The organism is Nocardioides ginkgobilobae (assembly GCF_054781275.1).
This window is the reverse complement of record NZ_BAAGUS010000003.1, coordinates 44,529-56,755: the sequence shown is the minus strand read 5'-3', so window position 1 is coordinate 56,755 and position 12,227 is coordinate 44,529. Positions and strand designations below refer to the sequence as shown.

Annotated in this window: 12 protein-coding genes; 3 read left to right on the top strand and 9 right to left on the bottom strand. The window is 72.1% G+C overall.

Annotated features, from left to right (window positions below):
- Positions 1–63: 63 nt before the first annotated feature.
- Together ACYVID_RS04265 and ACYVID_RS04260 are read right to left on the bottom strand one after the other, a co-directional pair.
- Positions 64–1,074 (bottom strand): Abi-alpha family protein, encoded by a 1,011-nt coding sequence (locus ACYVID_RS04265; protein WP_460734745.1) that lies wholly within the window; start codon positions 1,072–1,074, stop codon positions 64–66.
- Positions 1,071–2,384, bottom strand: coding sequence for a hypothetical protein (locus ACYVID_RS04260; RefSeq protein WP_460734743.1), 1,314 nt, complete (start codon positions 2,382–2,384; stop codon positions 1,071–1,073). The genes ACYVID_RS04265 and ACYVID_RS04260 overlap by 4 nt, the downstream gene beginning before the upstream one ends.
- 228 nt (positions 2,385–2,612) lie before the next feature.
- Between ACYVID_RS04260 and ACYVID_RS04255 the strand changes: the two genes are divergently transcribed.
- Positions 2,613–4,439 (top strand): alpha-amylase family protein, encoded by a 1,827-nt coding sequence (locus ACYVID_RS04255; RefSeq protein ID WP_460735082.1) that lies wholly within the window; start codon positions 2,613–2,615, stop codon positions 4,437–4,439.
- A 132-nt stretch (positions 4,440–4,571) separates the two neighbouring features.
- Here the strand turns inward: ACYVID_RS04255 and ACYVID_RS04250 are convergent, their stop codons facing one another.
- The 4 genes from ACYVID_RS04250 to dnaK all read right to left on the bottom strand — a co-directional run bounded on the left by ACYVID_RS04250 (position 4,572) and on the right by dnaK (position 8,844).
- Positions 4,572–5,015, bottom strand: coding sequence for a heat shock protein transcriptional repressor HspR (locus ACYVID_RS04250; RefSeq protein WP_460734741.1), 444 nt, complete (start codon positions 5,013–5,015; stop codon positions 4,572–4,574).
- Positions 5,016–5,031: 16 nt separating this feature from the next.
- Positions 5,032–6,213: a DnaJ C-terminal domain-containing protein gene (locus ACYVID_RS04245; protein ID WP_460735080.1), complete on the bottom strand. Its 1,182-nt coding sequence runs from the start codon at positions 6,211–6,213 to the stop codon at positions 5,032–5,034.
- A gap of 79 nt (positions 6,214–6,292) precedes the next feature.
- Positions 6,293–6,976: a nucleotide exchange factor GrpE gene (gene grpE, locus ACYVID_RS04240; RefSeq protein ID WP_460734739.1), complete on the bottom strand. Its 684-nt coding sequence runs from the start codon at positions 6,974–6,976 to the stop codon at positions 6,293–6,295.
- Positions 6,973–8,844 carry a molecular chaperone DnaK gene (dnaK, locus tag ACYVID_RS04235; protein WP_460734737.1) on the bottom strand — a complete coding sequence of 624 codons (1,872 nt, stop codon included), beginning with the start codon at positions 8,842–8,844 and terminating at the stop codon, positions 6,973–6,975. Before dnaK ends, grpE begins: the two co-directional genes overlap by 4 nt.
- Before the next feature lie 157 nt (positions 8,845–9,001).
- Between dnaK and ACYVID_RS04230 the strand changes: the two genes are divergently transcribed.
- On the top strand, positions 9,002–9,535 hold the full coding sequence (locus ACYVID_RS04230) for a GNAT family N-acetyltransferase (protein WP_460734735.1): 534 nt from the start codon (positions 9,002–9,004) through the stop codon (positions 9,533–9,535).
- A gap of 146 nt (positions 9,536–9,681) precedes the next feature.
- Here the strand turns inward: ACYVID_RS04230 and ACYVID_RS04225 are convergent, their stop codons facing one another.
- Positions 9,682–10,119 carry an NUDIX hydrolase gene (locus tag ACYVID_RS04225; protein WP_460734733.1) on the bottom strand — a complete coding sequence of 146 codons (438 nt, stop codon included), beginning with the start codon at positions 10,117–10,119 and terminating at the stop codon, positions 9,682–9,684.
- A 79-nt stretch (positions 10,120–10,198) separates the two neighbouring features.
- Here ACYVID_RS04225 and ACYVID_RS04220 point away from each other — a divergent pair, with 79 nt between their 5' ends.
- Positions 10,199–11,038 carry an aldo/keto reductase gene (locus ACYVID_RS04220; protein WP_460734731.1) on the top strand — a complete coding sequence of 280 codons (840 nt, stop codon included), beginning with the start codon at positions 10,199–10,201 and terminating at the stop codon, positions 11,036–11,038.
- 25 nt (positions 11,039–11,063) lie between these two features.
- Here ACYVID_RS04220 and ACYVID_RS04215 read toward each other — a convergent pair whose 3' ends face one another.
- A complete protein-coding gene (locus ACYVID_RS04215) occupies positions 11,064–11,612 on the bottom strand; it encodes a SecDF P1 head subdomain-containing protein (RefSeq protein ID WP_460734729.1) in 549 nt (182 codons plus the stop codon).
- Positions 11,609–12,184, bottom strand: a complete 576-nt coding sequence (locus ACYVID_RS04210) for a hypothetical protein (protein ID WP_460734727.1) — start codon at positions 12,182–12,184, stop codon at positions 11,609–11,611. The genes ACYVID_RS04215 and ACYVID_RS04210 overlap by 4 nt, the downstream gene beginning before the upstream one ends.
- Between the last annotated feature and the right edge of the window lie 43 nt (positions 12,185–12,227).

Sequence of the window (12,227 nt, the reverse complement as noted above, 5' to 3'; positions counted from 1 at the left end):
GGCCACCCCCCGGGCGGGGGCGTGGTCAGGGGTCCGGCCTGATGTCCCGGGGGCGGCGTCGCGTCAGGAGCCGCCGCGGTCCGAGCCCGGCTCGCCGCTCTGGGCCTCCGGGGGCGCCTGGTGCTCGGGGAAGGACCGCTCGGCGGTGACCTCGTCGACCAGCACGGTGCGGCAGAAGTCCTCGCCGAACGGCGTGAGGTGGATGCTGCGGCGCACGACCTTGGCGAACTTCACCGAGTGCATCGCGGCGAGCACGTCGGGCTGGGCCTCGACGACCTGGTACTCCAGCGGGTCCTTCAGGGGCTCCCGGGAGAACCAGACGAGGCCGAGCCGGTGGAGGTTGTTGAGGTAGGCCGGCACCTGCTCGACGTAGCGCACGCCGGAGCGGGCGCCGATCATCGTCAGGCCCGGGGCGATCAGCTGGCTGCTCACCATCCCGATCGGTCCGCCGGTGCGCACGTCGACGCTCGGCTGGGGGCCCTTCTCGAGCAGCAGCACGAGGATGCGCGCCTCGTCGGGGGCCAGCTCGCTGAGGATCCGGTCGTACGCCGGGTGGCCGTCCTCGCTGGACCAGACGTCGCGGGAGCGCTCGAGCAGCTCGGCGCCCTTGTCGCGCAGCGAGCGGGCACGGGGCTCCTCGGGACCGACCGTGCCGGGGACGACCGACGGGACCGTTCCGTTGACGGGTTCGCGGATGGCGCCCAGGGACTCGGCCGCGCGCAGCAGCGCGGTGCCGACCGGGGTGCCGCCGGAGACGGCGCGGGCCAGGTCGGAGACGACCTGCGCGGCCTCGGTGGCGTCGTGGGCCAGGCGGGCGGCCTCGTCGCGGTTGGTCGCGGCCCGGGCGAGCCGGCGGGCCGAGCGCACGTAGCTCTTCACGCCCCACTCGGTGGTGTGGAGGGCGGCGTACCCCGCGACCCGCGCGAGGCCGGGGAGGGCCTCGACGGCGGGGACCACCTGGGCCTGCCCGGGCAGGGCGCGCGGGGCCGACCGGCCGTCGGCGCGGCCGTCGAGGCGGGTCTCGACACGGGGCCCGACCGGATCGGGGTGGGGCTCGCGGGGCGGCTGGCTCACTTGGCGACCCCGAAGATCCACAGGTGCAGGAAGCCACCGGCGAGGCCCATGATCGCGCCGTGGGCGTAGAGCATCCACTCGTCCTCCTTGATCGCCGAGCGCATCATCTCGACGAAGTCGCGCGGCGGGAGCTCCTTGGTGCGGGTCGCGATGAGGGTGCGGATCTTCTCCGACTGCCGCTTGCTGAACTCCGGGTCCTTGAACGGCACGAGCGTGCGCCCGACCGCCTCCTGGGCCACCGAGTCGCGGATGGTGTCGAAGCGAGCGGGACCCATGGCCACGCGCACCGCGGCCTTCGCCGGGCCGGCTGCCTGCTCGATCGCCGGGCGCAGCGCCGTGGCGAGCATCTGCCGGGTGCGGTCGCCGCTGGGGCCGTCGAGGATGAAGTCGCCGATCCGCTCCAGGGTGATGACGTCCTCGGCGATGATCCGGGCGTAGACCTCGGCGGCCTCGTCCTGTCGGCGCAGGAAGAGCCCGTGCACGCGGATGCCGAGGATCCGCTTGGGCTCCGGCGGCTCGAAGATCAGCCACATGCCCAGGGCGTTGGTGACCCAGCCGACGGCGACGCCGAGCACCGGCAGCAGCCACCAGAGCTTGAAGATGCTGTCGACGAAGGCGACCGGGATGCCGAGCAGGAACCCGAAGATGAAGCCGAAGGCCACCATGAGGTTGAGCTCGCGCTGACCGAAGTCGCGGAAGATCTTGACGACCAGGGCGGGGTTCTCGCGGAAGTGGTCGATGACCATGATCTTCGGGTCGAGGATCTGGTCGATGTGCACGCCGATCTCGTGGGTCACGTTGCCGACGACGCTGGGCAGCTGTGCCTGCACCCGGTCGATGACGGCGGCGCGCACCGGACGCGGCAGGTCGCGCCACAACCGCGGGTGCTCGCGGCGCATGACCTCGTCGACCAGGCCCGGGATCTCGGGGCGGAAGGTCGTGACGATGTGCTCGGCGATCTTGTCCGGCTCCAGCTGCTGGTAGAACTCCGAGGGCGTGCCGAGCTTGGCGATCGCCTTGTCGACCGCGATCGAGCCCATCTTGGCCGCGCGGGCGGGCACGATGCCCTGCCAGCCGATGCCGCCCTGGAGGACACCGGGGACCTCCTGCGCCTTGCGCGGCAGCACGGACGCGAGCTCGCGCATGCCGGGGATCCGCACGCCCTTGAAGTGCACGGGCGAGAAGAGCATCCACAGGCCCGACCAGTTGATCAGCCAGCCGATGACGCCGGTGAAGACCGGGATCGTCAGGAAGTGGACCCAGCCCACGTCCGCGGCCCAGTCGCGTGCCCAGTCCAGCAACCAGTCCACGTCAGGTCTCCTCGGTCAGCCCCATCGTCTGAGACGATCCACCAGAGGGTAGTGGCGACCACCACAGCCGCACCAGGTGTCCCTGACCACCCCTCTCCCACCCTCGGCGCCCGCTACGGTCTGCCTGTGGCCCAGCACACGTCCCCCTCGCAGCCCGGGGGCCGGCCCGCGGTCGCCGAGGCCCTTGCCGACCTGCCCGCCCACCTCGTGCGCACCTTCGAGCGCCGGATGGAGCGGTGGCTGCCGGACCTGCGCGCCGGCGTCGAGCCGTTGTACGACGACGCCGACGCGGTCGTGGACCGGCTGCTCGCCGTGGCGGCCCGCCGCTTCGCCGCACGCCCCGCGGACCTGCACGACCTCGACGAGCGCCGCGTCCTGGCGCCGGACTGGTTCCAGCAGCCGGGGGTGCTGGGCTACGCGGCGTACGTCGACCGCTACGCGGGGACCCTCCAGGGCGTCGCCGGGAAGCTCGACCACCTGCAGGAGCTCGGCGTCACGTACCTCCACCTGCTGCCGCTGCTGCAGCCGCGGCCGGCGCCCCACGACGGCGGGTACGCCGTCGCCGACTACCGCGCCGTGCGCGCCGACCTGGGCACGATGGACGACCTGCGCGACCTGGCCGGCTCGCTGCGCGAGCGCGGGATGAGCCTGTGCCTGGACCTGGTGCTCAACCACGTGGCTCGTGAGCACGAGTGGGCGGCCCGCGCACGGGCCGGCGAGGCGGCGTACCGCGACTTCTTCCTCACCTACCCCGACCGCACCGAGCCGGACCGCTGGGAGGAGACGCTGCCGGAGATCTTCCCTGACTTCGCACCCGGCAACTTCAGCTGGGACGAGGAGCTCGGCGGCTGGGTCTGGACGACCTTCAACGCCTGGCAGTGGGACCTGAACTGGGCCAACCCCGCGGTGTTGGAGGAGTTCGCCGACATCATCTGCGACCTCGCCAACACCGGCTGCGAGGTCTTCCGGCTCGACGCCATCGCCTTCGTGTGGAAGCGGCTCGGCACCAACTGCCAGAACCAGCCCGAGGTGCACGCGCTCACCCAGGCGCTGCGCACGGTGGCGCGGATCGCCTGCCCGGCGGTGGTCTTCCTGGCCGAGGCGATCGTGGGTCCGCGCGACCTGCTGGCCTACCTCGGCGAGGGCGAGCGGCACGGCAAGGTCAGTGACCTCGCCTACCACAACGCGTTGATGGTGCACCTGTGGTCGATGCTCGCCAGCGGCGACACCCGGCTCTCCTCCAAGGCGATGGCCGCGCTCCCCCCGCCGCCGTCGACGACGGGCTGGATCACCTACGCCCGCTGCCACGACGACATCGGCTGGGCGATCACCGACGAGGACGCCGAGGCGGTCGGGCTCTGGGGCTCGGCGCACCGCCGCTTCCTGGCCGACTGGTACGACGGGTCCTTCGACGGCTCCTGGGCACGCGGGCTGGTCTTCCAGTTCAACCCCGTCACCGGTGACAAGCGCACCTCCGGGTCGCTGGCCTCCCTGGCCGGGCTCGAGGCCGGGGACCCGCTCTCCCTGGAGCGGATCCTGCTGCTGCATGCCGCGATCCTCGGCTTCGGCGGTGTCCCGGTGATCTGGATGGGCGACGAGGTGGGCCTGCTCAACGACCCCGACTGGGACTCCGAGCCCGAGCACGCCGACGACAACCGCTGGGTCCACCGCCCCCGCATGCCCTGGGTCGAGGGCACCCACCGCCCGCCCGACCCGCACGGGCTGCTGCCACGGCTCCAGCACCTCGTCGACGTACGCCGCTCGCTGCCGCACCTGCACGCCGCGACCCCCGCCACCGTGCTGGAGATCGCCCCCGACGGGGTCTTCGCGGTGCTGCGCCGCCACCCCCACGGACCGTTCCTCGCCCTGCACAACATGACCCCGACCCCGCGCCGGGTGCCGTGGTGGGTGCTGGAGCACGTCGGGCTGGGCCGCTCCGGCACGGCCGTCACCGACCACCTCGGCGGCCTGTCCGGCCCCACCGCCCTGCACGCCACCGACACCGGCGGCTCGGTCGACCTCGCGCCGTACCAGGTGCGCTGGCTCACCGCCTGACCGCTGACCCGCCCCATCCTCGTGGCTGACCCGCCCCATCCTCGTGGCCGACCCGCCCCATCCTCGTGGCCGACCCGCCCCGTCCTCGGGCGCGACGAGGATGCGACGGGTCACCGCCGAACACGCGACGGGTCAGCGGGGGCGGCGCCAGACCACGAGGGAGGAGCCGGGGTCGGGCGAGCGGAGGACGGGCAGCCGCTCGGGGGCCCGACCGGTGGCGCGGCGACGGTCGAGCGCCTGGCGCAGGGCCTCGCGGGTGGCCTCGAGCTCGACCTGGAGCTCCTCGTTGCGGGAGGCCAGGGCGGCGACGCGGTTCTCGAGGTCGAGGATCCGGCGCACGCCCTCGATGCCGATGCCGGCGGAGGTGAGCTCGGAGATCTCGCGCAGCCGCTCGAGGTCGCGCTGGGAGTAGCGGCGCCCACCGCCGCCGGTGCGGCCGGGGGTGATCAGGCCGAGCCGCTCGTAGGTCCGCAGGGTCTGCGGGTGCAGCCCGGTGAGCTCGGCGGCCACCGAGATGACGAAGACCGCGGCGTCGGGATCAGCCCCGAAGGGCCCGAGGGAGCTGCGTCCGGACATCACCTGCCCACCTCCTCTAGGAGCCGGCCTGGTCGAAGAGGTTGGAGCGCAACGGCTTGCCGGCCGTGGCGATGCGGTAGGCCTCGACGGCGGCGCGCGCGTCGACGTCAAGCACCGCGGGCACCTGGACCTCGACGGTCGCGAGCAGGTCGCCCTTGGTGCCGTCGGGCTTGGTCGCGCCCTTGCCACGCACCCGGAAGGTGCGTCCGTTGGGCGTACCGGCCGGGATCTTGAGGGTGACCGGCGACCCACCGAGGGTGGGGATGCGGACCTCCGAGCCCAGCGCCAGCTCGTCGAAGGAGACCGGCACGTCGAGGGTGAGGTTGTCGCCGGAGCGGCCGAAGACCCGGTGCGGGGAGACCTTCACGGTGACGAAGAGGTCGCCCGCGGGTCCGCCGTTCTCCCCCGGACCGCCCTTGCCGCGGACCCGGATGCGCTGGCCGTCCTTGACGCCCGCGGGGATGCGGGCCTGGATGGTGCGCGAGGACGAGCCGCGGCCGCTGCCGTGGCAGGTCGGGCACGCCTCGTCGTACAGCAGCTGGCGCCCGCGGCACGCGGGGCAGGTCTCGTTGAGGTTGAAGCCGCCGCCCATCGAACCGGTGACGAAGCCACTGCCCTCGCACTCGGCGCAGACCCGCGGCTTGGTGCCGGGCTTGCCGCCGGTGCCGGAGCAGGTGGCGCAGGCCCCCTCGGAGGTGAGCCGCAGCGAGATCGTGACGCCCTCGAGGGCGTCGGTGAAGGAGATCGTCGCGGTGCTCTCGACGTCGGCGCCCTTGGTGGCGCGCGGTCGGCTCGTACGCCGGCCGCCGAAACCGCCCCCGAAGAGGTCGCCGAACATGTCGCCGAAGCCGCCGCCGCCCCCGGGGCCGCCCCGGTCGCGCAGCAGGTCCTCGAGGTTGATGCCCTGGTCGGCCCCGCCGCGGGAGTACCCGCCGCCTCCGAAGCCGCCCCGGAACCCGCCGGAGGAGACCATCCGGCGCAGCTCGTCGTACTTCGGCCGCTTCTCGGGGTCGCCCACGACGTCGTAGGCCTCGGCGACCTGCTTGAAGCGATCGTGCTTCGCGGTGTCGCCGGGGTTGGAGTCGGGGTGATTCTCCCGGGCGAGCCGCCGGTAGGCCTTCTTGATGTCGTCGGCGCTCGCGTCCTTCTTCACGCCGAGCACGGCGTAGAAGTCCTTCTCCGCCCAGTCCGGGCGCATGCCGTCGGTGTCCTTGCCCGCCACGGGAGTCCCTCCCCTCGTCCTTCTCTGCTGACTGTCTCGTGCGTGTGCTGCCGGGTCAGGACCCGGCCGGGTCCACCACCAGGACCTGCGCGGCCCGCACCACCCGGTCACCGATGCGGTAGCCGGCCTTGGCGATCACCTTGCAGGTCGTCACCTCCACGTCGGGATCCTCCCCGATGTGGGAGAGCGCCTCGTGCAGGCTCGGGTCGAACGCGTCGCCCGGCGTGCCGAAGCGGACCAGCCCGGCCTGCGCGACGGTGCGCTCGAGCTGCTCGACGACGCTCTTGAAGCCGCCGGTGAGCTCCTCGTGCTCGCGCGCCCGGTCGATGGTGTCCAGCACCTCGGTGATCGGCGAGAGCGCGGCGTACGTCGCGTTCTCCTTGACCAGGTCGCGGTCACGGTCCACGCGCCGCTTGTAGTTGAGGAACTCCGCCTGCAGGCGCTGGAGGTCCAGCGTGCGCTCGCCGAGCTCGGCCTTGAGGACGGCCACCTCGTCGTGCGCCGCCTGCAGCGGGTCGACGTCGAGCGCCTCGCTCGCGTGCTCCCCGCCCTCGGCAGGGCGGTCCTGCTGCTCGGCCGGCGTGCTCGCCGCGGCGGGGTCGCCGCCCTCGGCGCCGGCCTCGACCTCGGTGTTCTCGGTCATCTCTGCTGCCTCCTCACCGAAGGAGCCCCCGGGGCCGGGGGCCGCGTGCTGCGGCCCCCGGTCCTCGGTGGCGTTCCCGTCGTCGGGCTGGGTCACTTGTCCTGGCCCTCGGCACCGTCGGCGTCGGCGCCGTCGGTCTCGTCCACGACCTCGGCGTCGACGATGTCGTCGTCGGCCTCCCCGGTCGCGCCGGTGGTGCCACCCGCGGCGGCCTGGTCGGCCTCCGCGGCGGCGTACATCGCGGCGCCCATCTTCTGGGAGGACTCGCCCAGCTTGGTGACGCCCGCCTGGATCTCCTCGGCGTCGGCCTCGGCGTTCTCCAGGGTGGCCTTGAGCGCGTCGACGTCGGCCTGGACCTCGGTCTTGACGTCCTCGGGCAGCTTGTCGGCGTTGTCACCGAGGAACTTCTCGGTCGTGTAGACCAGCTGCTCGGCCTGGTTGCGGGTCTCGACGGCCGCGCGACGCTTGGCGTCCTCCTCGGCGTACTGCTCGGCCTCCTTGACCATCCGGTCGATGTCGTCCTTCGACAGCGCGGAGCCGCCGGAGATCGTCATCGACTGCTCCTTGCCGGAGGCCTGGTCCTTCGCGGTGACGTGGACGATGCCGTTGGCGTCGATGTCGAAGGTGACCTCGATCTTCGGCACGCCGCGCGGCGCGGGCGGCAGGCCGGTGAGCTCGAAGTTGCCCAGGGGCTGGTTCTGGCTCCACATCTGGCGCTCGCCCTGGGCGACCTTGATCTCCACCGAGGGCTGGTTGTCGTCGGCGGTGGTGAAGATCTCCGAGCGCTTGGTCGGGATCGTCGTGTTGCGCTCGATCAGGGTGGTCATGACGCCGCCCTTGGTCTCGATGCCCAGCGACAGCGGGGTGACGTCGAGGAGCAGGACGTCCTTGACCTCGCCCTTGAGCACGCCGGCCTGCAGGGCCGCGCCGTTGGCGACGACCTCGTCGGGGTTGACGCCCTTGTTGGGCTCCTTGCCGCCGAGCAGCTCCTTGACCACGTCGGTCACGGCCGGCATGCGGGTCGAGCCACCGACCAGGACCACGTGGTCGATCGCGGAGATCGCGACGCCGGCGTCCTTGAGCACGGCCTGGAACGGGGCCTTGGTGCGCTCGAGCAGGTCGGCGGTCAGCCGCTGGAACTCACCGCGGGTCAGCCGCTCCTCGAAGTGCAGCGGGCCGGACTCGCCGTGGGTGATGTAGGGCAGGTGGATGGTGGTCTCGCTGGAGGAGGACAGCTCGATCTTGGCCTTCTCCGCGGCCTCCTGCAGGCGCTGCTTGGCGATCTTGTCCGCAGCCAGGTCGACACCGTTGTTGTCCTTGAACTTCTTGACCATCCAGTCCACGACGCGGGCGTCCCAGTCGTCGCCACCGAGGTGGTTGTCGCCCGAGGTCGCCTTGACCTCCACGACGCCCTCGCCGACCTCGAGCAGGGAGACGTCGAAGGTGCCGCCACCGAGGTCGAAGACCAGGATCATCTGGTCCTCGCCCTTGTCCAGGCCGTAGGCCAGGGCGGCCGCGGTCGGCTCGTTGACGATGCGCGAGACGTTGAGGCCCGCGATCTCGCCGGCCTCCTTGGTGGCCTGGCGCTGGGCGTCGGAGAAGTACGCCGGCACGGTGATGACCGCGTCGGTGACCGTCTCGCCGAGGTAGGCCTCGGCGTCGCGCTTGAGCTTCTGCAGGACGAACGCGCTGATCTGCTGCGGCGTGAAGTCCTTGTCGTCGATCTTCTGCTTCCAGTCGGTGCCCATGTGGCGCTTGACCGAGCGGATGGTGCGGTCGACGTTGGTGACGGCCTGCCGCTTGGCGACCTCACCGACGAGGACCTCGCCGTTCTTGGCGAAGGCGACGACGGACGGGGTCGTCCGAGCACCCTCGGCGTTGGCGATGACGGTGGGCTCGCCACCCTCCAGGACGGACACGACGGAGTTCGTGGTGCCCAGGTCGATACCGACGGCTCGCGCCATGGTGCTACCTCCAGCTTGAGTTCGAGAGTTCGGGGGATCGCGGCAAGTCTGCGTCGCTCCGATACGTCAGGCAAGTTACCTGAGTCCGATGCGCTCAACTTTGCTCACTGGGCTCAATGCAGTCGCGTCCCGATCCATTCCCTGGTCTGCTGGATTCATGACCGGCCCGCTGATCCTGCGCCCCTTCCACCTCGACGACGAGGCCGAGGCCCGGGCCGCCCACCATGAGCTGGCCGCCGACGGATTCGGCTTTCTGCTCTTTCGCGACGAAGCGGGCACTTGGGCCGAGTACCTCGCCTGGCTTGAGGAAGTGCGGCACGGCCGGTCGCTGCGCGGACGCATGGTGTGCTCCTCGCTCCTTGTCGCCGAGGTCGACGGGGCGCTGGTCGGCCGCGTCTCCATCCGTCACGAGCTCAACGAATTCCTCGCCACCTGGGGCGGTCACGTCGGGTACGGCGTCCGCCCGGCGTACCGGCGCCGGGGCTACGCCACCGCCATCCTCCGCGGCTCCCTCGAGGTCCTGGCCGACCTCGGTGTCGAGGAGGCCCTGGTCACCTGCGACCTCGACAACGCCGCCTCCGAGGCCACCATCCGTGCCTGCGGCGGCTTCCCCGACCCCGAGCTCCCCCTCGTCGGCGCCGGCCCCACCGTGTCGGCCAAGAAGCGCTTCCTGGTCCCCACCTCGGACTGAGCCCAGAGCGCAACCAGGGGCGCCCCACGGTCGGGGACCGCGAGGTCAAGACGCTGCCGGATGACGACTGATCCTCCTGCCGGCCCGGCCCTGGGTCGAGGGATGAGGCAGCCGAACACCAGACCCGAGGCCCCGGACGCAGGGCCTCAGCGCAGGCCCGCCATCCCCAGCGCGATGTCGACGACCGAGACCCGGTCCAGCGAGGACACCTCCGCCAGCGGGAACCACGCCGCCTCGTCGGTGCTGCCGTCCTCCTCGTGGGTCAGCTCGCCCCCGACGACGTGGGCGCGGTAGATGACCCGGAAGGCCTTCATCGGCCGGCGGGTGTCGAGCGAGCGTCGCTCGGAGGGCAGGACGTAGGAGTCGACGCCCAGCAGGGCGTCGACCTCGACGTCGTACCCCGTCTCCTCGAGGACCTCGCGGACGACCCCCTCCTCGGCTCGCTCGTGCAGCTCCAGGCCGCCACCCGGCAGGGTCCACTGCCGCCGCGCGCCCTCGTTCCACAGCGCGAGCAGCACCCGGCCCTCGTCGTCGGTGACGACGGCGTAGGCCGCGAGGCGGGTGTCGTACTCGGTGTAGTGCACCCGGTCATTGTGGCGTGAGGGTCCTCACGATCCCCGGCGGGTGGTGAATACCGGTCCACCGGCTGGTGTTGTGGAGGGCATGACCGTTCCCACGATCACCCTGAACGACCAGACGCAGATCCCGCAGCTCGGATTCGGCGTGTTCCAGGTGCCGCCCGAGGAGACGGCTGCCACGGTCAGCACCGCCCTCGAGGTGGGCTACCGCCACATCGACACCGCGCAGATGTACCAGAACGAGGCAGGCGTGGGTCGCGCGATCGCCGACTCCGGCATCGCCCGCGACGAGCTCTACGTGACCTCCAAGCTCAACAACGGCTTCCACCGCCCCGACGACGCCCGCCGCGCGTTCGACCGCACCCTCACCGAGCTGGGCCTGGACCGGGTGGACCTGTTCCTCATCCACTGGCCGCTCCCGACGCTGTACGGCGGCGACTTCGTCTCGACGTGGCGCACGCTGACCGAGTTCGTGGCCGAGGGGCGCGCGACGTCGGTGGGCGTGTCCAACTTCCAGCCCGCGCACCTCGACCGGATCGTGGAGGAGACCGGCGTGGTGCCGGCGGTCAACCAGATCGAGGTGCACCCCTACTTCCCGAACGAGGAGGCCAGGGCCGCCTCGATCCGCCACGGCGTCGAGGTCGAGGCGTGGAGCCCGATCGCGCAGGGGGACGTCCTGGACGACGAGGTGATCGGCAAGATCGCCGCGGCGCACGGGCGGACCGCCTCCCAGGTGACCCTGCGCTGGCACGTCGAGCGCGGCGACATCGTCTTCCCGAAGACGACTAAGCGTGAGCGGATGGAGGAGAACTTCGCGATCTTCGACTTCGAGCTGAGCCCGGAGGAGGTCGCGCAGATCAGCGCCCTGGACCGCGGGCCCTCGGGTCGTCGCGGACCCGACCCCTTCGACTACGTGCCGGAGTGAGCTCCTGGCGCTCCGGGCCCGGGGGCTACGGCGCGATCCGCGCGCGGTAGTCCTCGGCCTGGGCGCCGGTCCAGCTCCCGACGAGCTGGAGCGTGCCGCCGATCGTCCCGCCGACGGTGGGTGCGTTGAGCACCAGCCCGTCGACGACGAGGGCGATCTGGCTGTCGGACGAGGCGGCGTCCTCGGCGAGCCCCGCCACGGCGTCCGTGGCCTCGGGATCGAGGGTCACCTGGATCCGCCAGGCCTCGCCCGTGCGGTAGAGCTCGGCGGCCTCCACGCCCTCTTGCCCCGCGACCGCGGGGCCGAGGCGGTAGCCGATGCCGTCGAGGTCGCACAGTGCGGCCTCCTCGTCGGCCGGCGCGTTGCCGGGCGCTTCCGGCTCGCCGTCGACGTCGCACCCCAGCTCGGCGAGCTGCCCGAGCACGGGCCGGACCTGCAGCCCAGCGACCGTGTCGCCGGCGTCGGCGGCGGGCGCGCCGTCGACGGTCGGCATCTCCACGGGGTCGTCGCCACCGCAGGCGGCGAGGACGAGGGCGAGCAGCAGCACCGCCGCGGCGGGCAGCGCCCGACTCATCCCACCGTCACCTTGATCTCGTTGGAGGCGATGCCGGTCTCGCTGTCGACGACCCGGAAGCGGTTGACGCCCTGGGAGCTCGTCTGGACGTACGTCGCGAAGGTCTCGTTGCTGACCACGGCCGTGACCGGGAAGTCCTGCCAGCCGCCGCTGAACTTCTGCACCTGCAGCACCGCACCCTCGCCACCGGGGTAGACCCCGGTGAGGTCGATGTTCTGCATGACGCCGACCGTGGTCTGCCCCGCCGAGAGGGTGATCTCGCCCTCGGCGTCCTCGATCTCCTCGGTCTCCTCCGGCTCGGGCCGGGTCGACGCGGACTCCGAGGCGCCACCTTCCTCGGGAGCCAGGGTGATGAGCGGGCCCGACGGGCCGTCGGTCGGGGACGGCTTGGGGAGGAAGAAGTCGACGTCGTCGCTGGCGGTGGCCGAGGTGTCCTCGCCGCCGACACCGAGCACGCGGGTCGCGCCGAGCGCGACACCCCCGAGCACGAGTCCGACGACCAGCCCGACCGCCACGAGGGCGACCAGGCCCGTCAGCACGGGGTGGTCCTCGTCGCGCAGCCGGTCGATCACCGGTCCATCATCGCGTCCGGGGCGGGTCGAGCCAAGCCGGGTC